The organism is Candidatus Cloacimonadota bacterium (assembly GCA_012516855.1).
GTDB lineage: Bacteria > Cloacimonadota > Cloacimonadia > Cloacimonadales > Cloacimonadaceae > Syntrophosphaera.
The window spans coordinates 1-20,703 of the sequence record JAAYWB010000036.1; the positions used below are offsets into that span (position 1 = coordinate 1).

The following is a 20,703-nucleotide window of genomic DNA, read 5'->3' on the forward strand; positions in this document are numbered from 1 at the left end:
AGTGAATCTACATGCTTAGTTGTCTTTGTTTTCGGCTGGGGCGGTGAAAGACAATCAGACCCGCCGAAGCCACTGCTCATTGTCTTAGCCGGGTTTTATGAGCTCTCGAACCCGGAGCAGCCACACTGTTTCGACGCCCAATCCCTCCCCGGCGGCGCGGAAGGGCTGAACGTTAGCCGCTTATGCGGCTAAGGAGTAGTTGTTGTTTGCAGTTAGATTTATTTGCTGCTTGATAACGGAGCGGACAGCGTCTCCGGCATGCATCTCTCACACCCTGGTTCCCTGTCGAAACCATGTCACCCCCTATAAGCTTGTAAAGAACTTAAAGACAATATATTCAATGCGGGATTGCTGTCAAGCGGTAAATCAGCACTTAGCTTCGTCCGGGCATAACCTGGCACATTGCCGGAAGCTTTCAAGATTGTTGCCGGCTTGCTGGTCCTGAACCCCTGCTGGTCCGTATCAACAGAGCCTCCCGCCTTATCCCCGCATTTCATGGGAGTGTTATACGAGTGGCAGGACGGGGGCGAAGCTGAGAGGGTTAAGGCTCTGTGCTCAACGCGCCTTGCCTATGATATCGGACAGCGAGAGGTCATTTTCCCTCAGGTGCTTTTCCAGACTGTCGCGTAGCTTGACAGCGGCCAGGGGATCGCTGTAAAAAGCGGTGCCGAGGGCGATTGCGGAAGCGCCGGCCCAGAAAAATTCAAGGGCGTCCCGCCAATTGTGGATGCCGCCCAGGGCCAGAATGGGGATTGTTACCATCTGGGCAACCTTGTGGCAGAGGGCCAGGGCGACTGGTTTGATCCCGATGCCGCTGTAGCCGCAAACCGGACTGGATATCCTGAACCTGCCGGTTTTCCAGTCGATCGCTGAGCCGTAGAGTGTGTTTATCAGCGCCAGTGAGGAAGCTCCGCCAGACTCGGCAGCTTGGGCGATGCAGGCTATGTTTGTTACATTGGGGCTGAGTTTGAAAATCAGTTCGCGTTGCGTGATGGCGGACAGCCTGGAAGCCAGGGAAAAAACAACGTCCGGATCGGCTCCGAAGGCGATTCCCTCTCTGGCAACGTTGGGGCAGGAGACGTTCACCTCATAGCCGGCGATTCCGTCCTGAACCTCCAGTCCTTCAAGAATCCGCAGAAACTCGTCTTCCGAAGAACCGGAGAAACTGACTATCAACGGAATCCTGAGTAAGTCCAGCAGCGACGGCAAATCCTCATTCAGCCAGGCTTTGAGGCCAGGATTCTGGAGGCCGATGGAATTAAGCAGCCCGGCCTCGGTTTCATAGAGACGCGGATGTGGATTGCCCGCTTTCGGGGCCAGGGTGATGGTTTTGGTGGTATAGGCGCCGAGGACATCCTGGTCGAAGAGCTCGAAATAATCGGGGTCGAAAGTGCCAGAAGCAACTGTTACCGGGCTTTTCAGCCGCAGGCGCCCCAGCGAGGTGGCAAGGCTTTTCACAACTCCTCCCAGCGAATGGCGGATGCCTCAAACACAGGCCCTTCCTTGCAGACACGCTGCCAGCCCTCCCCCACCGGGACTGCGCAGCCGTGACAGGCGCCCAGCCCGCAGGCCATGTAGGCTTCCAGAGAGGCATAGTGCAGCAGACCGCTAACGCAGGACTGAAGTGCCTTCAGCATGGGCATGGGCCCGCAACTGCAGACCGTGTCGATATTCTCGGCTTTGATGATTTCTCGCACGTCGCGTGTGACCAAGCCTTGAATTCCGAAACTGCCGTCCAGGGTGTAAGCCCGGTCACAGGGAAAGACGTCCGTCACGCAGGCTCCGCCGTGGATGTGGATGACCTTGTTCTCAGGCTCCAGAACCTGCTTCAGCCAGGCCAGGGGCGGATAACCGATACCACCACTCACAAGCAGGACCTTTTTGCCTTGAAGTTCTAGAAAAGAGTTGCCCAGCGGCCCAGTCAACAGCAACGGGTCGCCCCGCTTCAAATCAGCCAAAGCCTGGGTGCCAGGGCCCACAACCTTGATCAGGAAAGCGATTTCACCATCATGAGCTTCAAACACGCTCACCGGCTTGAAGAGGCGCCTGGCTTGGGAAGGCGATCCCGCTTTGATTTCAAAGAACATCCCCGGACGGCAACGCGGAGCCAGATCAGGCGCCGAAACGCTGATCCGCAGGTAAACCCGGTTGATCCGTTCGGTACTGAGCAACGGCAGTTCAAGATGGGTGATCACACTCACTCCTGCCAGGTTACGCGGCCTTCCAGGAAGGTGCAGACTACACGTCCAGAGAGCGTTTGGTCCAGCCAGGGGGTGTTTTTGCTCTTGGAGAGCATGGATTCCGCGGTGAAAGTGGTGCTTGCTTCCAGATCGATGATGTTGAGGTCAGCGGGATGGCCGGTTTTGAGTTCAGCCGGCGGCAAGTCCAGGATTTTGGCCGGAGCACTGGTCAAGGCTTCAGCCAAGCGGGCCAGGGAGAGATGGCCGGGCTTCACCAGATGGTGGTAGAGCGCGCAAAAAGCTGTTTCCAGGCCTATGATGCCAAAGGGGGCGTGGTCGAACTCGCGCACTTTCTCAAAATCGGCATGGGGAGCGTGATCGGTGGCGATGCAGTCTATGGTCCCGTCCTTAAGCGCGTCCAAACAGGCTTGTCGGTCCTTTTCAGTTCGCAGCGGTGGTTTCATCTTGGTGTTGGTATTGAAGCCCCGGCAGGCTTCTTCGGTAAGAATGAGATGGTGGGGAGTGACCTCGCAGGTGACTTTTCCACCGCGTTCCTTGGCTTCGCGCACCAGTTCAATGGAACGGGCGGTGCTGATATGGGCGATGTGCAGCCTGGCGCCGGTGCTTTCCGCCAGCATGATGTCGCGCGAGACGATGACCTCCTCGGCCAGACCGGGAAGACCGGCAAGCCCCAGCCTGGAGGCGACACGTCCACCATGTATCTGGCCTTTACCTGCCAGATTGTAGTCCTCGGCATGGATAACCAGTGGCAGTCCGAAATTGGTGGCGTAGCGGATGCAGTTGAGCATCAACTTGGCGTTCTGAACGCAATTTCCATCATCCGAAACCGCGACAATCCCGCCGGACTGCATGGTGGCCATTTCGCTGATTTCCTTGCCCTCGCTCTTTTTGGTCATGGCGCCGATCACGTGGACCCTGGCCGAACCCAGGTCCTTGGCGCGACGCTGGATGTAGTCAACCGTGGCGATGTTGTCCACCACGGGATCGGTGTTCGGCATGGCGCAGAGACTGGTGAATCCGCCCCGGGCCGCGGCGCGGGTTCCGGAAACTATGTCTTCCTTATAGGTTTGGCCGGGGTCACGCAGATGAACGTGGATGTCCACAAAACCGGGAAAGATGTGTTTTCCGGAGGCGTTGACGATTTTGTCCGCCTTGGCCGGCAGACTTTTGGCGATTCTGGCGATCCTGCCGTTGCGGATCAGGATGTCACGGGTCTGAAACTTTCCGTTGATGTAGGCGGTGCCATTGATGATGAGTGTGGTCATGTTTCCCCTCCCTTATAGTTTTCCGCCGAGGATGAGGAACATTAGTGCCATGCGCACAGCCACGCCGTTGGCTACCTGTTCCACAATTATGCTATGGCTGCTGTCCGCGATTTCAGGCAGGATTTCCACCCCGCGGTTCATCGGCCCCGGATGCATTATCAGAGCGTCTTTTTTGGCATACTGGATGGTATCTTTGGAGAGCACGTAGTGCTTGCTATATTCCTCCAAACTTGGAAACAAGCCCTCCTCCATCCGCTCAAGCTGCATGCGCAGGCCCATCACGACGTCAGCGTCGCTCAGAGCTTCGCGCAGGTCATATTCCACGCGGCATCCGAAAATGTCCTCCAGCCAGCCAGGCATCAGGGTCCGGGGACCGCAGACGGTCACCTCCATACCCAGTTTTTTCATGCCGATGAGGTTGGAACGCACCACCCTGGTGTTCAGGATGTCGCCCACGATGGTGATCTTAAGACCTTTGAGATCGCCCACGTGTTCCCAGATGGAAAAGATGTCTAGCAAGGCCTGGGTGGGATGGGCATGGCGTCCGTCACCGCCGTTGATGACGGGCTTTCCGGAGTATTTGTTCACCAGTTGGGGGCTGCCGGGACTGCTGTGGCGGACGCAGTAGAGGTCGATACCCATAGCGTCGAGGGTATAGATGGTGTCCTGCAGGCTTTCGCCTTTCTGGAGTGAGGAAACCGAGGCCTGAAAGCTCACGACGTCTGCGCTGAGGCGGTTGGCGGCGAGCTCGAAACTCATTCTGGTACGGGTGCTGTCTTCCACAAAAAGGGTACAGACGGTTTTGCCGCGCAGGGTGGGAATTTTTTTATACTCGCGAAGGTTAATCTCTTTCATGCCTTGGGCGGCTGAGAGGATGTACATGATCTCATCGGCAGAATAGTCTTCCAGGTCGAAGAGGCTGCGGCCGACGAATTGGGGCTTAGATTCCATTTTGGCTCCTTTCCGGCTCACTGGCACGGATTAAAGGTGTTAATTTGCTCCTTTTTGGCGCGCTTGGGCATTCGGTCAAGTTATTTTTTGCCATCCCCTAATGGAAATACTCTCAAGCGGGAATCACCCATCACGCAAGTGCATATTGGCGAAACGGGTTGGAAAAAGTCTTGACTGATATTCCCCTTAGGATTTTTGGTATCTTTTAAAGGAAAAAACTCACAGGAGATATAATTATGAAACGTCTCATGATCCTGGCTCTGGCTGCGTTGCTCTTTCTTTCAGCCTGCGCCGCGAACAGGGAGAAACTCAGCCCCCGCGCCACTGTTGACCTGAAATCCGCCGACGTGGCCTACAACCAACAGAATGTGGAAGAAGCCCTCGCCCTTTACAACAAAGTGCTGGATGAAAAAGAAGGCAATCCCAACCACGCCCACGCCCTGAGAAGGGTGGCGGACATCAACCTCTACTATGGCGAAACCATTGCCGAAAGGGCAGTGGAATTCAATAAAAAGGCGTTTGAGAACTACAACAAATCCATCTCCATCATGGAAAAGTATGAAAAGCCCACGGAGAAAGAACTGGCCGCCATCCGCGACATGAAAAAACGCCGCACCAGCGCCTGGACGAGAATGTTCAACGCCGCTGACACCCAACTGGCCGATGGAAACACCGCCAGCGCCATTGAAATCTTTGAGACAGTAGCCGCGATGGACCCATCCCGCACTGAGCCCCTCTACAAGCTGGCAACCATCTACCAGAAAGACGTTAAGGACGAAGCCAAAGCCGAGGCCATCCTGCTCAAAATCTATGAGGTGAATCCCGAAGACAACACAGTGCAGGAATCGATGGGAATCTTTTACCTGAACAAAAAAGAATACGCCGCTGCCATACCCTTCTTCGAGAAAGTGAAGCAGACCGAACCGTTGAACGTGAACAACCTGATGAACCTTTCCTACTGCCAATTCGAACTGGAACAATATGAGGCTGCCAAGCTTAACAACCAGATGGTGCTGAACATCGAGCCCAACAACGAAGACGCCCTCGCCGACGCCAAATACATCGCCTTCAAACTGGAAGACGACGCTGCCGCGGTGGGTTTTCTGAAAAGGCTATTGGAGATCCGTGACGACGATAGAGACTATCAGGATATCAGCTTTCTGCTCAACAAGATGGAAGATTATCAAGAAATGATCACCTATGCCCGCAAATGGCATGAATATGACGGCATGAACAAAGACGCCGTGCGTCTTGTGATCCTCGGCGCTCAAAAGACCAGTAACAAAGCCCTCGAGACTGAATTCAACAACATCCTTAAAAAGATGAAATAAGCCTTTCCCGGATGGAAATCAGCCTGTCCGCTATCCGGGCAGGCTTTTTCTTTGCCAGAATGAAAGTCAAAACCGCTTATCTTTACGCCCTGGGCGCCGTGCTGGCCTGGTCCACCGTGTCCACTGCCTTCAAACTCAGCCTTCGGCATCTTACTCCGCTGGGATTACTGCTTTTCTCTTCCGTCGCTGCCACTCTCTTTCTGGCGGGAACGTTTTTTGGCTCAGGCCGGAAGCCACGGGAGCTCTTCAATTCCTGGTGGCGTTCACTACCAGCGGGATTGCTGAATCCCTTCATCTATTATCTGATGCTGTTCGTGGCTTATGACCGCCTCCGTGCCCAGGAAGCGCAGGTGCTCAATTACACTTGGGCGATATTGCTTTCCCTGCTTTCGGTTTGGCTGCTCAAAGAGCGGTTCCGCCTCAACGACCTGCTGGCACTGCTGTTAAGTTTTCTGGGAGTGGTGGTCATTTCCACCCGGGGACGGATTTTCCAGCTTCAGTTCGATGATCCCCTGGGATCTTTACTGGCGGTTTCCACTTCGCTGGTCTGGGCCTCTTACTGGATTCTGAACCTAAAGGACACCCGCGACGCCAAAGGCAAGCTGCTATTCAATTTCCTGGTGGGCACCCTGGCCACAGCGCTCTACGCCCAGCTCCGCGGAAAAATGAACCTGCCCGGGCTCTTCACTGCGGACGGCGTAATGCTTTGGGGTTTGCTGGGCGCGCTGTATGTGGGCATTTTTGAGATGGGGTTCACCTTCATCCTCTGGCAGAAAGCGCTTGAAACCAGCGAAAACACGGCCTCAATCTCCAACCTTATCTTCCTGACCCCCTTCCTGTCGCTGATCTGCATCGCCCTTATCCTGAAAGAAAGCATCCATCCCGCCACCTTCATCGGCTTGTTGGTGATAATCGGCAGCAATTTCTGGCAGAAAGGCGATTCCAAGCGAAAATCCGGACTGGATAAAGGCTGAAACCTGATTCCTACGAACCATGCCACTGCCTCCCTGGATTGGAATCAGGGTTAAACCGGCAGTTCGAGCTGCTCAGAGCCGTCTGATTCGCCCAAGTCCAGTTTGCCCACCCCCACTCCCAGGAGGCGGATTTTGCGGCCCCTATCCCAGTTTGTCACCAGCAGTTTCTGGGCGTATTCGAAAAGCAGAGCTTTTTCGGAACTCACTTCGGGCAGCGGGCAGCTGCGGGTGACGCACTCAAAGTTATCGTATTTTATCTTGAGGATCAGGTTTCGGGCCTGAATGTTGCGAAAAGCCAGACGGTTAACCAGCCTGTCCACCAAGTCTTTCAGTTCCTCCAGCAGTTCTTCGATAGAGCTTAGATCGGTGTGGAAAGTGTTTTCGCAGCTGATGGATTTGGGGTCGGACTCGGTGATCACGGCGCGGTTGTCGATACCCCGCACCACCTGATAGAAATAGAGTCCCATTTTGCCAAAGACGCGCGTCAGATCGCGCAGTTCCTGGCGGTGCAGGTCCTCTCCGGTGTGGATGCCCATTTTCTTCATCCTGGCAGCGGTGACCCGGCCTACGCCATAGAATTTCCCGATGGGCAGATTGAACAGGATTTCCTGCGCTTTTTCCGGCGTGATCACGCTCAGGCCGTCCGGTTTCTCCAATTCGGAGCCGATCTTGGCCAGGAATTTGTTGAAGGAAACCCCGGCCGAACAAGTGAGTTGGGTGGCGGCCAGAATGTCGGCTTTGATGCGCCGTGCGATCTCCACGGGATCATCCAGCCCCGCTTTGTTTGTGGTAACGTCCAGATATGCTTCATCCAGGGACATCGTTTCCACAAGATCGGTATAGCTGAAAAAGACGGCCCGAATCTGCTCCGAGACCTCTTTATACAGCTTGAAACGGCAGCGCAAAAAGATTCCCTGAGGGCAGAGCTTCCAGGCCTGATGCGAACTCATGCCGCTGTGAACGCCAAATTTGCGCGCTTCGTATGAACAGGTGGAAACCACACCCCGGCCATTGGGGTTGCCGCCAACGATCACACATTTTCCCCTCAGCGAGGGGTCCTCGCGAATCTCAATCGCCGCGAAATAAGCGTCCATGTCGATGTGGATGATCTTGTTCACGCGGCCAGTTTGCTATCAGCACCTGATTGGTCAAGGCTTTATTTCAGGCTTATCTACTGCCATGTCCTGCTGGTCACACCCTTAGCGCTCGTTTCAATCGCACTCCAACGCCTCCCGCCCAATCCTCGCATCAAATGCGGGTATCATGCGGGAGGCGCGACTGAGACACATGAAAGGGCCTTAACGGCCAGAGAGGGTCGAAAGGCTTAAAAAAGAAATGCCGCGCCTCGAAAGGGCGGCATTATCAGGTAATCTAAATATAGGTGTTACATTTGCAGCAGAATCTCCACCCTGCGGCTCTTGCCGAGGGCGGAAGGTTCGGTTTGGGGATCCAGGGTGCGGGTGTTGCCATAGGCTTTCCACGATACGCGTTTTTTGGCGATGCCTTTGCTGATAAGATAGTCTGCCACGGCACGGGCGCGACGCTCAGAGAGGTCCTTGTTCTCGGCCGTGGAACCAGATTCCCAGGCATGCCCGGAAAGTTTGACCTTCAGGCCCTGGTTGGTGAGCAGGCTCATCACCAGCAGGTCCAATTCCGCGGTGGCCCCGCTTCCAAGCTCAGAACTGCCGTTTTCGAAAAGGATGTCAGGCAGGCTGAGACTGGCTTTTTTCTCCAGTTTTTGCAGCTCGATGTCCAGCTTGACCCTGGCCAATGACCTCGGGTCCTGGATGATTTGCTGGTGAACGAGGTATCCGGGGGTGTTTATAACCGCGGTATAGGTATCCGCCAAGGGCAGGGTGCCGAGGAAATTGCCCAGGGAATTGGTGTTGAACACTTCAACTGTCCTCTGCCCATTCGTTTCGCCGCTGATCTGGACCTCGGTCAGCACAGCCTCGCCAAACTGGTCATGCACAGAGCCTTCAACCCGGATAATGATGGGTTCAACGTCTTCCGCCAAGGCTTCTGTGGGTTGAGGTTCGCGTCCCAGGGGAGCAGGCACGAAACCAGGTTTGGGCAGGCCCTGCCTGATGGTTTCCAAGCTCTCGTCGATCCGAGCAAAGATGGTTTCCTCGTCAGCTGGCTTCCTCAGGGCGGGGGCCACATATTCGACATCCACGCTACGGACAGAGCCGTCGGCTTCACGAACGAGATAGCTGGTGGGCCTGGCGAGCGAGAAATTGATCTGGTAGATCTTTTCAAAACCGCTTACCTGGCGGTCGGAGCTTATATAGCCTTCGTTGCTGCCGCGGACATGGTAGAAATAGCGGTCATTGCGGGTGGAATTCACCGGCAGGCCCAGATTTTCTGGCAAAGACCATTCCTGCCAGGTGGTGCCGATCCGGTAAGCCTTGAAGAGGTCATAACCGCCGAAGCCGGGATGGCCGCGGGACGAGAAATACAGTGTTCTTCCGTCCCAATCCAGGAAAGGCGTTTGTTCGTTTTCCGGTGTGTTGATCATCGGCCCCAGGTTTTGAGGTTGGGTCCAGATGCCGCCGATCTTTTCACTTACATAGATATCCGTGCCGCCGTATCCGCCTTCCCGGGAGGAGGCGAAAAAGAGCAGCCGGTCGCGGAAAACCATGGGATGGGTTTCCACCTGCGAGGAGTTAAGTTGGGAGATGTTTTGGGGCTGGAACCATTTATCGGTGCGGGGCACGAAATAGATGTCGCCGTCGCGTTTGTTGGTTTCGTAGTTGCCAAATATCCAGGCGCCCTGTGGATCGGCGGAGAAGCAGCCGAAAGCTTCGTTTTTGTCGGTGGAAAGTTCATCTACCAGCTCCGGCTGGCCAAATCCGGAGCTGAAAATCTCCGAACGCCAGATGTTTTCCTTGCCTTTTTTAGCCGGACGGAGGGAAGTGAAATAGAGGTACTTTCCCTCGGGGTCCAGGATGGCGCCGTAATCTGAATTGCGGCTGTTCACATAATCCGGCAGAGGACGGATGTTCACCTTGCTGAATATCTTTTTCTGGCGCTGCACTATCCGTAGATAATTGTCAACCTGGGATTGATACTGCTTATCTCCGGAATCAAGGTATTTGTCGAACCACCGCATCGCGCTGGCGGTATCCGCAACGGCAATGTGCAGCCTTCCCAGCCAGTAATGGTATTCCGGGACCCTGCCGTCAGCGGAGCGGTCCGCGCTTAGGAATTCACGGATGGCCCGGTTGTATTCGCCACGCTGATAATATTCCAGGCCCTCCTGCGCGTAGCGCGAGCCCGGAGACCTGATCTGGCCGAAAGCCAGGGCTGCCATGCCGACCAGCAGCAGAATGATCGCTGTTTTTTTCATCACCGCTCCCATTTGGTCAGAACCTCAGGATGAGGGACAGAATGTGGTCATTGCCGAAAACCTCGTGGTTATTGTAGCGGAACACATAGTCCAGCTGGAAGTTGCGCAGCTTTATCCCAGTCCCGGCGGAAAGCCGGCCGCGGTTGTAGCCCAGCCGTAATCCGGTTTGCAGGGTGGAAAGCGTTTCCTCCCATGAACTTTGCTCGCTCACGGAGACGACAGACAGCTTTGAATCCGCCTCCGGATCTCTGCCGATCGAGGTCCAATACTCGGCTCCGAAACAGAAGTAGGGGTCTTCGTCCTTTTCCATTTTGGCATCGGCTGCCAGGGTTAAGCCCTTCAGGGGATAAGCCGCCAGGCCGGCCGAAATCTGGTAAGGCATTGTGGCGCCGTCGAATTCGCCATACAGGTCGCGGGCCATCGCCCCGATTTCCAGATACTGGTTGATGTCATACTTCGCGCCGAAGTCCACTCCGTATCCGTAGATCGATTCGCCTTCCAGGGTGCTCAGATAGAACTTGGGGCCAAAGCCAAAACTGAAATCACCAATGCTGTTGGCATAGCTGAGGGTGAAGTTGTTTTCGCTGTCTGAGAAGGTGCCGGTGGGATTTTCGTTTTCATCGTAGCCGTCAATGTCTAGAACGTTGGCGTTCACCCAGGATAGCGCCAGAGCGCCGAATCTGAAGCGGTTTCCGAAGGAAGCGTAGTTGTGGCTGCGGTTGTAGCCCATGTCCAAATTGACCATGGTGCCCAGCTCGAAATCCTTCATCCGCGTTAGCCCGGCCGGGTTCCAGTAGCCAGACACGATATCGTTGGTTACGGTAGATCCGGCTTCGCCCATGGCTATAACGCGGGCTCCGACTCCCATGCGGGAATAGGCCAAAAGTGAATTGTTCATCTCCTGGGCCGCGATGGGCGTAGCCGCAAGCACGAGCAGCACAACGGGCAGGATGTAGTTCATTATCTTTATCGTTTTCATCTTTGCCTCCTTATTTGACCGCGATCTTGATCACGTGTTCAGACCTGTTCACGCCGTCATTAGCTACAACGCGGGCAAAATAGGTTCCCCGGCCGACTTTGGCGCCGGAGATGTTCTTGAGATTCCAGGGAATCCTGATCTGATTTGAGTTCTGGGACGGTTCAGTGATAGTTTGGACCTTCTTTCCGGCAAAATCGTAGATCGAGACGGTGAGGGTCACATTGTTGTTGCGGTTGAGGATAACCACGATTTCGGTCTGGTCGGTTGCTGGATTTGGCCAGGCGTATGAGGCGTCGCTGATATCCAGGTCCTGAGACTGATAGTATTCCACCGTAGATGCGCTAGCCGGGCTTTCAGTCCCGCCATACACAGCGGTCACGTAATATTCGTAGGAAACTTCCATTTCGATGCTGTAGTCATCGTAATAATAGTTTCCATCCACTTGAGTATTCACCAGAGAAGTATTGATTTTAGTGAAGCCTGATTCCGTCAGTTTGCGGCGGTAAACGTTGAAGCCATCCAGGCCTTTGCCAGCATCGGGTAGGTTCCACAGCACCCTGATGTAACCAGCGTAGGTGAATCCGCGCACATCGATCGGCGCCGAGAAGATGGAGTAAGTGGCGCTGGCCACAGGGCTAGGGGTCCAGTCGGCTTTGAATGCCCGGGCCGAGATCACCATGTTCTGCGCGAAGTTGGGCACTATCACAGGCTCGGTGTAGAGGGCTGATTCAGCCGTGGGTTCGCTACCGTCGGTGGTGTAGCGGATCTCGGAATCCTCGGTGGGAGATGAGATCACCACAAAGACCGGCGCACCGAAAGTTCCTCCCGGAGGTGAAAACACCGGCGGGGAAACGGTTCCGGTGATGGTGTAAACCGCTGTTTGGGTTTCGGAGGGAATCCAGCCGTCGGCAAATCCCCTGGCTTTGAGGGTGGAGGTGGCATTTTGCGGCAGGGTGATCGGAGCTGTGTAAGCCGCGGAATTCTCTGTGGGCTCGGTTCCGTCGGTGGTGTAGCGGATGGTGGCATTCGCAGGCAGAGTTGCCGCAGCCAGGGTGACGCTCTGAGCCGACTGGTAGGTTCCGGGCTCCGGACTGAACATCACTTGCGGCAGTTGCACATGTCCAGTTACGCTATAGACTCCCGTCCAGGGTTCGCTGGGGATCCAGCCTTCCTTGAAGGCGCGGATCGTGATCGTGAAATCGATTGAGTTCAGTCCAATGCTTACAGGCTCGTCAAAGACCGGAGAGGATTCTGTCGGGGTGGAACCGTCCGTCGTGAAGCGAATCGTTCCTCCGCTGGGATTGGTTCCTCCCACAGACGTGACGCTGATGGTTTCGGTGAAAACACCCGGCGCGGGACTTAGATAGGGAGGCATCAATTGCATCTGACCGGTGAGGAAGTATTGGGCAGAATATGTTTGGCTGGGAAGCCAGTCATTCTTGTAAGCCTTTACTTTAATGGTTACATTAGCCGGGGCTGTCAGCTCTATCGGTTGCGTGTAAGCCGGGCTTGATTCAGTGGGTTCACTGCCATCCAGGCTATAGCGGAGAGTCGCTCCGGCAGGGTTTGTCTGGGTATTCAGGACAACCGCGATATTCGATGTATAGGTTCCTGCAGCAGGAGTGAACACCGGGTCCGGGATAGTGACAGCACCTGTGATGGTATAATAGCCAACATAGGTCTGGCTGGGGACCCAGTGGACCGCAAACGCCCTGGCACGAATCTCGTAGCTGTTGTTCATTGCCAGTTGAATGGGCTGGGTATAGATTTGGGATGTCTCAGTTGGCTCGCTGCCGTCCAGAGTGTAGCGGATCTGCGCCCCGGTGGGAATAGTTATGTTGTTGATGCTCACGCTTTGTGCCGTCTGATATGTGCCGGGCGAGGGACTGAACACCGGCGTCTGGATGCTCGCCTGGCCCGTGATGGTATAGGTGGCTGTTTGGGTTGCACTGGCGGTCCAGTTTGTCTTGAAGGCTTTCACTTTCAGGGTGGTTGTGCTGTTCAGAGGCAGGTTGATCGGGCCTGTGTAAATACTGGAAGAACTGGTGGGTTCAGTGCCGTCCATGGTGTAGCGGATGGTCGCGTCAGATGGGATCGTGGCAGCAACCGCTATGCTTTGGGCAGTTTGATAAATCCCTTCGGGTGGAGTGAATATTGGGGTTTGGAACACCACCTGTCCGGTGATAACATAGGTCGCGGTCGCTGTTGTGCTTGGCGTCCAGTTGGCCTTGAACGCTTTCACACTAATGGTGGTGGTGCTGTTCAAAGGCAGATTTATCGGCGCAGTGTAGGCAGGCGAGTTCTCTGTGGGCACAGAACCATCCAAAGTGTAGCGGAGCGTTGCCCCGGCAGGGGTTGTGTTCGTGTTCAGGGTGATGCTCTGTGCCGTCTGGTAAGTTCCGGCAGCCGGAGTGAAGACCTGGGCTGGCAATTGCACCTGGCCAGTTACGGTATAGACGGCCGTGTAAACCTGGCTTGGAGCCCAGCCGGTGAGAAAGGCCATTGCTTTCACTGTCGTGGTGGTATTGAGAGGAACAACAATCGGAGTAGTGTAGATTGGCGAAGATGCCGTGGGAGTGCTGCCGTCGGTAGTGTAGCGTACCGTTCCTCCCGCCGGGCTGGTGGTGGTGTTGATCACCACAGACTGGGCAGTTTGATATATTCCAGCCGCGGGTGTGAAAACCGGTTCGGCGATATTCAACGCGCCGGTGATGTTGTAGATAGCTGTGTAAGTTGGGCTGGGTAGCCAGTTGTTGAGATAAGCCTTCACCTTGATCGTGGTCATGGAACCCAGGGCCAGTTGGATGGCTGTGGTGTAGATCTGCGAACTCGACGTGGGTTCAGTTCCATCCAGAGTGTAGCGCAGTGTAGCTCCGGCCGGTGTTGTGATTGTGTTCAGTGTAACAACCTGCGCGGTCTGATAGGTTCCAGCAGGCGGAGTAAAGACCGGTTCGGCAATCGAGACCTGACCGGTGACAGTGAAGACGCCAGTGTGGATCTGGCTGGGTTGCCAGTTCGCGGCGTAAGCACGCACCCTGATTGTCACACTTTGGCCATTGCCCACCTGTATGGGATTGCTGTAAACCGGCGAACTTTCGTTCGGGTCGCTGCCGTCCAGGGTGTAGCGCAGGGTCGCGCCAGCCGGGATGGTGGTGGTGTTGATCACCACAGCCTGCGGCGATGTATACAGCCCAGGGTTGGGAGTGAAGACAGGCAGAGTGATGGTCACGGCACCTGTTGTGGTGTAGTTTCCGGTGTGTATCTCGCTGGGCGTCCAGTTGGCCTTGAAAGCCCTCACTTTCAAGGTTAGCGAGGTTCCCAGGGACAGGTTGATCGGAGCGGTGTACTGAGGGGAAAGTTCTGTGGGATCATTGCCGTCGATGGTATAGCGGATCACCGCGTCGGATGGAACAGTGCCGTTGACCGTGATCTGCTGGGCAGTGGTGTAAACCCCTGGCGCGGGTGAGAACACCGGGGTTTGGAAGGTCGCCTGACCTGTTATCACATAAGTGGCGGTCGCTGGGGCGCTTGGAATCCAGTTGTCACGGAAGCCTTTCACCTTGATGGTTGTGGTGCTGTTCAGACCCAACTGGATCGGAGTGATGTAAGCTGGCGAGAACTGGCTGGGCTCGCTGCCGTCCAGGGTATAGCGCAGAGTGGCGTCCGTTGGCAGCAGAGGCGGATTGATAGTCACGGTCTGGGCTGTTTGATAGGTGCCGGCAGGTGGAGTGAAGAGCGCCGCGGGCAGGGTCACCTGTCCGGTCATCACATAGGTGGCGCTGTAGAGCGGGCTGGGGATCCAGTTTTCTCTAAAGGCCCTGGCTTTCAGCGTGACTGTCTGATTCAAACCCAGATTGATCGGGCCGTTGTAAATCTCAGATGTAGTGGTGGGATCGCTGCCGTCGGTGGTGTAGCGGATGGTGGCGTCAGCGGGTATGGGATTGTTGATCGAGACGGTCTGCGGAGTGGTGTAAACTCCGGCGCTAAGGCTGAAGATGGGAGGCGTGATGATAACCTGGCCTGTGACCGTATAGGTTTCCTGAGTGGTGGCGCTCGGTTGCCAGCCAGCTTTGTAAGCTTTGGCCTTGATGGTTACCGTGCTGTTCAACTGCACCACAATCGCCGTTGTGTAAACAGCCGAGCCTTCATTCGGTTCGCTGCCATTGGTGGTATAATGAATGGTCGCTCCTGCTGTTGAGGTAGTTAGGACCACCGGTGTGGCCTGGGTGTAGATGCCACCGCCGGGAGCGAAGCTCACATCTGCCACAGTGCCGGTGACAGTGTAACTCGCAGAGACCACAGGGCTGGAGTTCCAGCCGTCTCGGTAGGCAATGGCCTGAATGAAGAGGTTGGTGTCAGAGGAAATGTGGATCGGGCTCTGATAAACTGTCCCGTGAGTGGGGGAAGGCAGCGTGCCGTCTGTTGTATAGCGGATCTGAGCGTTCTCTGTGGTCGTGGATATGCTCAGGTTAATAGGCTGGTAATAGGTTCCGGAGGGATGGGAGAACATCGGCGCCGCCACTTCCGGAATGATGATATTGATCACATAGCTGGCATTGGAGATCAGCGAAGTGTTCATACCCGTTTTAAAGGCGATGGCCTTGATCGTGGTGGTCTGGGAAATGTTCACTGGGCCCATATAGAGGTTGCCCACAGTTTCTGAGGGCTCAGTGCCGTCCAAGGTATAGCGGATGCTGGCCTCTGGGGTTTGGGTGCTAATCGCTACCTGCACCGGTTCGTTGTAAATACCGGCGGGAGGGCTGAAAACGGGGGTTTCGACCGTCTCGATCGGGATTACGATCACATACTGGACGGTGGCGATCGGCGATGGGTCATAACCGTCCTTGAAGCCACGGGCTTTGATGGTCACGTTGTTTGAAACGGTGAAGCTACCGGTGTAATGGGTTCCGTTATCCAGGGAGGGGTCGGTGCCGTTAGTGGTGTAAACCAAAGTCGCCTCAGGTGTGGCGGTTGTGATAGTCACCGTCTGGGCGGTGTTGTAAACTCCACTTGGGGGCTGGATCACAGGCGTAGCCACATCAGGCAGCGGGAGGTTGATATCGAAGGTCGCGCTAGTGATGGCGGAAGAATACCAGTTGGTTTTGGTTGCCATAGTTTTGAGCACCAGGTCGTGATCCACCAGGATAGGGATCAAGGGGTCGTAAACCGGACTGCTTCCCGGCACAGGATTGGTGCCGTCCAGAGTGTAGTGGATCTGCGCGTCAGGAGTGACGGTACTCAGTGTCACGTTTTGACTTGAAGTGAAGGTTCCGCCGTTGGGAACTATGCTCACCGGGCTTACGAAGAAATTGTACTCTGCACTGCTTACATTGGAGGGGAGCCAGTTCGCGCGGTAGGCCCGGGCTTTCAGGACCGTGTTTTGCTGGATTTGGAGGGGACTGCCGTAAACCAGTCCGTTCGTTTCGCTGGGTTCGGTGCCGTCGGTGGTGTAATAGATGGTGGAACCGGCAGGCAGGGTGGTGATGCTCACACTGAAGGGAGCGCTGAAATCACCGGATGCCACAGAGAACATGGGGTCTGAGACTGGCCCGTTAATCACATAGCTTTGGGAAACGATGTTTGAATTTATCCAGTTACTGCGGTAGGCGATTGCTTTGATAGTGGCGCTGGAAGTCAGCTCAAATTGTCCCACATACAAGTCACCGTATTCCGGAGTGGGGTTTGTGCCGTCCAAGGTGTAGCGGATGCTTGCTCCTGCTGTGCCCACGCTCATCGAGATCGTTTGCGCTGAGGCGAAGCTGCCGCCGGGAGGCGTGATCACAGGATTGCTCACCACGAAAAAGTACTCAGCTGTAGCCACGGCTGAATCCAGCCAATTTTCCCTGTAGGCGTAGGCTTTCACCACCGTGTGACCTTGGATCGGGAATGGCGCACTGTAGGTGAAACCGTTGTCCAATGTGGGTTCGCTGCCATCCAGTGTGTAACGGATGGTAGCCGCGGCCGGGATCACGCTGATGCTCACGGTTTGAGGCGTATTGTAATATCCGGCAGCCGGGTTGATGATGGGCAGGCCAACTGGGCCGTTGATCACATAGGAAGCTGTGGAGACTGCTGAGGGTTCCCAGCCTTCCAGCCAGGCGAAAGCGCGGATGATGGTATTGGCTGAAACGTTTATCGGGTTTTCATAAACCGTCCCGTTGCCCAGGGAAGGCGTGGTGCCGTCGAGGGTGTAGATGATCTGCGCGGTTGCCGGAACTGCTGTCAGGGATACGGCTTGAGCTGAAGCATACTGGCCGGAGGGCGGATCAAAAACCGGCGCGCTCACCGTTCCGGTGATGTAGTACTGCGCGTTCGTGATCTCGCTGGGATTCCAGCCGCTTTTATAGGCCTTGGCCCGCAGCAACATATCCTGCGCCACGTGCACTGGATTACCGGTCACATAAGCGGTTCCGTTGCTCAGGCTGGGCTCCGAGCCGTCGGTTGTGTAATAGATGGTGGCGTCTGGCGGATTGACTGAAATGTAAACATCCACAGGGCTGGTATAGGTTCCGGCGCCAGGCGTGAACACTGGGTTGGCGATGTTGCCGATGATAGTGTAGATGGCCCCATAGATTTCCGAGGGCCTCCAATCATCGCGGAAAGCCCTGGCCTTGAGTGTGGCGCTGCTGTTGATCAGGATCGGCCCTTCATAAGTGGTTCCGTTTTCCAAGCTGGGTTCACCGCCATCCAGGGTGTACCTGATCACGGCATCCGCGGGATAGGAAGTGATGGCGACAGTAGTGGAAACGGAATAGGTACCGCCATCGGGTGTGAAAGCCGGCGTGGTCACGGTTCCGGTAACCTGATAAGCTCGCTGGGTAACAGCGCTGTTGATCCAGCCAGCCTGTACGGCGATGGCCTTGATATTGTAACTGGTTTGAAGCCCTATGGGGATTCCTGTGCCTGGATTGTACAAGGTGGAAAACTCAGTGGGGTTCGAGCCGTCGGTTGTATAATGTATGGAAGCGGCTGGCGCGCCGGGAACGCTGAGATGCACAACGATCGGATCCCAGTACAGGCCTTCAGCGAGGTCAAATTCGGGAGCGGGCAGGATGCCGATGCCGCAGGTTCCTTCCGTGATTGTGCTGGGGTCCCAGAATTCTTTGAAAGCGCGGGCCCACACCTGGTGCAGTCCGTTGCCCAAATCGACCGGGCCTTCATAGAGGAAGGACCCTGTGGCATTTGGAGCCGGTTCGCTGCCGTCCAGGCTGTAATAGATCGCCGCGTCGGGCGTGCTGGAGCTCATGTTTAGCTGGATCGCAGAGGAAAAGCTTCCCGGCAGGGGATCGAAAACAGGAGCGGCAACGGTGCCTGTGATAGTGAACAAACCGGTTTGGATGTCGCTGGGATAGAGGCCTGGATATTGGGCCAGCGCCTTGATGGTGGTGGTTTCCTCGATCAGGATGGGTCCGGAGTAAATCTGCGAGGTAGCGGGGTCAGGATCGCTGCCGTCAAGCGTGTAGTAAACAGCCGCGCCGGAGGGCAGGGTGGAAGAGCTGATGCTCACGGAAACCGGCGTGGTGCTGTATCCCGGTGCGGGATCGAACACCGTGCCGTTGGCATAGTCAAGTAAAACCGTTTTGGCGCGCACATCGTAGTAATAGCTGTAAGTATCGCTGGCCTGCCAGTCATCGAGGTAGGCCTTGAAGGTGATCCAAGTGGGGTTTGTGAGTTGGATCTGCTGTCCGCTTGTATAGACTTGCGCGCTGGGGTTGCCCGGGCCGGGCAGGCTGTTGTCAAGAGTGTAATAAACTGTCGCGCTGGCCGGGGTAACGCTCAGTCCGCCAATCTCAACTGCCAGATACTGGCCCTGGTCGATGAGATAAAACTCCCCTTCCGGAAGCGGCGGAGGCGTCATGGTGTGGCTATCAATCTGCACCGTGCCTGTCACGATATAGGTTTGTGAAGCCACCGTGCTGTTCATCCAGCCTTCCCTTGTGGCCAAAGCTTTGATGGTGACGGTTGTTTCCGCTCCAACCTGGATCGGCAGTTCGTATTCCAGGGTGCCCGGCATTCCGGGGCTGGGATCGTTGCCGTTAAGCGTGTAGTAGATCACGGCAGCCGGGTTGGCGTTGCTCAGAGTAACTTCCACCGGAGCATAGAAAAGCCCGCCCAGTGGCATGAATCCCGGCTCGGGAAGGGTTCCGGTGATCCGGTAGCTTTCACTCTCTATCTGTGAAGGCGGAAAACCCGGATAAGTGAAGAAAGCCTTGATGGCCACTTCGTTTTCCGCGTTCGGAAGGGCGTCAACCGCGATTGGAGCAGTATATACCTCAGATGTTTCCGTTGGATCGTTGCCATCCGTTGTGAAATAGATCACGGCCCCTTCAAAACCTGCCGGGGGAGCGAGCGTAACGCTGATCCCGCTGGTGTAGGTGCCGCCCGGGGGATTGAACAACGGCCCGTTTGGGCGCACGATCACGCTCCAGACAACGCTGTCTGTGGCTTGGCCGTCAGAAACCTCACAGCTAATGCTCTGTGTGCCAGGGATGTTAAACTGCCAGTCCAGACTGGATGTGGTGGAAACCACATCGGAGAAAGGCACGCCGTTGTGGATGCCGCTGTGGGTCCAGGTGTAGGTCAGTTCGTCGTTTTCAACGTCTGACGCGGTCACGGAAAAGGCCAGCAAAGCGCCCTGGTCGATATTCTGGGTAAGTTCTACAGGTTGCCAGGAGTCTATCTCCGGCGGGTCGTTTACCCCCAACACGTTGATATATATGGTCTGGCTGCTGTAGGCGTTCGAAAGCCTGTCCACGGCTGTGATTTCGTAGGTCGCCATGCCGTTGTAGTCCAGATGGGGCGTGAAAGTGACCAAAGAACCCGTGCCGGGCGGTTCCTGGGTCACGGTTATGGGAAAATCGGCAAACAGAACGCTGAGGTCAAAGTTGGTGGGATCGGCCGAGTCGATGCAGCTCACATAGTCCTGAAACTCTATCTGCAACACCGTTTCTTCGTTGGTCACGAAGATGTTGCCATCCGGCAAACCGCTCCAGACGGGAGGATCAGGAACTGGTGTAACGTTTACGCGGATCACCGCCATCACTTCTGTGCTGCTGATCGGGTCGGTTGCCACCAAAACCAGGGATTCCGAACCATACCAGTTGGCTGTTATAGGAACAAACTGCAGCTTGAGCGGATTGCCCGGGTCCGGCTGGGTTATCGTGAAGCGAGTGGAAGGGTATAAAAATGAAAGCGTCAGGGCTATGCTTTCCGGATTATCTATGTGCCTGGTGAAATCTTTGGTCCAGGCCACATCCTCCAAAAACAAACCTGTGTCCGGATCGTCGATGTCAATGGCGTCCGGAAGGTTATATGGCGACGAGTCGAAATTGAAAGAAAAGCTCCTCGTCTGGGAATTGTTTCTGGCAATAAGCTCCAGAATCTCCGGTGAAAGCTCCGGGGTTCCCTGGTCAACCGGAATCCCGGTCTGCGCGAAGAGAGCGATTGCGCTCAACATCACGGCCAAAACCAACAAAAATCTATTCATTCTCTATCTCCTTCCAAGAATTGCGCTTGGCTGTGTTTTGACAAAGTATGCGCTCCGTTGCGCCGGGCGAAACACCAGAGTGTTGGGTCCTGAAAACAAACGGTGCGAATACGGACTTTTATTCATAATGTCATTTTATCGCCCCTTTTAATGCTGTCAATAAATT

10 protein-coding genes and 1 other RNA gene are annotated in these 20,703 nt (G+C 55.5%); 2 read left to right on the top strand and 9 right to left on the bottom strand.

What is annotated here, in order from left to right; translation table 11 throughout:
• The 5 genes from ssrA to GX466_03360 form a co-directional block, all read right to left on the bottom strand.
• Positions 1 to 304, bottom strand: a transfer-messenger RNA (tmRNA) gene (gene ssrA, locus GX466_03340); the annotation flags it as partial.
• A gap of 251 nt (positions 305 to 555) precedes the next feature.
• Entirely contained in the window at positions 556 to 1,470 is a 915-nt protein-coding gene (locus GX466_03345) for a dihydroorotate dehydrogenase (protein ID NLH93241.1), read from the bottom strand.
• Positions 1,455 to 2,195: a dihydroorotate dehydrogenase electron transfer subunit gene (locus GX466_03350; protein NLH93242.1), complete on the bottom strand. Its 741-nt coding sequence runs from the start codon at positions 2,193 to 2,195 to the stop codon at positions 1,455 to 1,457. The genes GX466_03345 and GX466_03350 overlap by 16 nt, the downstream gene beginning before the upstream one ends.
• 2 nt (positions 2,196 to 2,197) lie before the next feature.
• Entirely contained in the window at positions 2,198 to 3,466 is a 1,269-nt protein-coding gene (locus tag GX466_03355; GenBank protein ID NLH93243.1) for a dihydroorotase, read from the bottom strand.
• A gap of 12 nt (positions 3,467 to 3,478) precedes the next feature.
• Complete coding sequence (locus GX466_03360; protein NLH93244.1) at positions 3,479 to 4,417, bottom strand: aspartate carbamoyltransferase catalytic subunit; 939 nt, start codon at positions 4,415 to 4,417, stop codon at positions 3,479 to 3,481.
• Positions 4,418 to 4,653: 236 nt separating this feature from the next.
• Here GX466_03360 and GX466_03365 point away from each other — a divergent pair, with 236 nt between their 5' ends.
• Both GX466_03365 and GX466_03370 read left to right on the top strand, forming a co-directional pair.
• Complete coding sequence (locus GX466_03365; protein NLH93245.1) at positions 4,654 to 5,748, top strand: tetratricopeptide repeat protein; 1,095 nt, start codon at positions 4,654 to 4,656, stop codon at positions 5,746 to 5,748.
• Between the two features lie 59 nt (positions 5,749 to 5,807).
• Positions 5,808 to 6,722: a DMT family transporter gene (locus GX466_03370; protein NLH93246.1), complete on the top strand. Its 915-nt coding sequence runs from the start codon at positions 5,808 to 5,810 to the stop codon at positions 6,720 to 6,722.
• 50 nt (positions 6,723 to 6,772) lie between these two features.
• Here the strand turns inward: GX466_03370 and dinB are convergent, their stop codons facing one another.
• The 4 genes from dinB to GX466_03390 form a co-directional block, all read right to left on the bottom strand.
• Positions 6,773 to 7,840, bottom strand: coding sequence for a DNA polymerase IV (gene dinB, locus GX466_03375; GenBank protein NLH93247.1), 1,068 nt, complete (start codon positions 7,838 to 7,840; stop codon positions 6,773 to 6,775).
• A gap of 266 nt (positions 7,841 to 8,106) precedes the next feature.
• A complete protein-coding gene (locus GX466_03380; protein NLH93248.1) occupies positions 8,107 to 10,071 on the bottom strand; it encodes an OmpA family protein in 1,965 nt (654 codons plus the stop codon).
• Positions 10,072 to 10,087: 16 nt separating this feature from the next.
• Positions 10,088 to 11,050 carry a hypothetical protein gene (locus GX466_03385; protein ID NLH93249.1) on the bottom strand — a complete coding sequence of 321 codons (963 nt, stop codon included), beginning with the start codon at positions 11,048 to 11,050 and terminating at the stop codon, positions 10,088 to 10,090.
• A 10-nt stretch (positions 11,051 to 11,060) separates the two neighbouring features.
• On the bottom strand, positions 11,061 to 20,537 hold the full coding sequence (locus GX466_03390) for a T9SS type A sorting domain-containing protein (GenBank protein ID NLH93250.1): 9,477 nt from the start codon (positions 20,535 to 20,537) through the stop codon (positions 11,061 to 11,063).
• Positions 20,538 to 20,703: the final 166 nt, after the last annotated feature.

What these genes read in the sequence shown, in the direction of transcription:
- GX466_03355 (NLH93243.1), bottom strand. Translation starts at nt 3,466, where the DNA reads ATGACCACACTCATCATCAATGGCACCGCCTACATCAACGGAAAGTTT.
- GX466_03360 (NLH93244.1), bottom strand. Translation starts at nt 4,417, where the DNA reads ATGGAATCTAAGCCCCAATTCGTCGGCCGCAGCCTCTTCGACCTGGAA.
- GX466_03365 (NLH93245.1), top strand. Translation starts at nt 4,654, where the DNA reads ATGAAACGTCTCATGATCCTGGCTCTGGCTGCGTTGCTCTTTCTTTCA.
- GX466_03370 (NLH93246.1), top strand. Translation starts at nt 5,808, where the DNA reads ATGAAAGTCAAAACCGCTTATCTTTACGCCCTGGGCGCCGTGCTGGCC.
- GX466_03380 (NLH93248.1), bottom strand. Translation starts at nt 10,071, where the DNA reads ATGAAAAAAACAGCGATCATTCTGCTGCTGGTCGGCATGGCAGCCCTG.
- GX466_03385 (NLH93249.1), bottom strand. Translation starts at nt 11,050, where the DNA reads ATGAAAACGATAAAGATAATGAACTACATCCTGCCCGTTGTGCTGCTC.
- GX466_03390 (NLH93250.1), bottom strand. Translation starts at nt 20,537, where the DNA reads ATGAATAGATTTTTGTTGGTTTTGGCCGTGATGTTGAGCGCAATCGCT.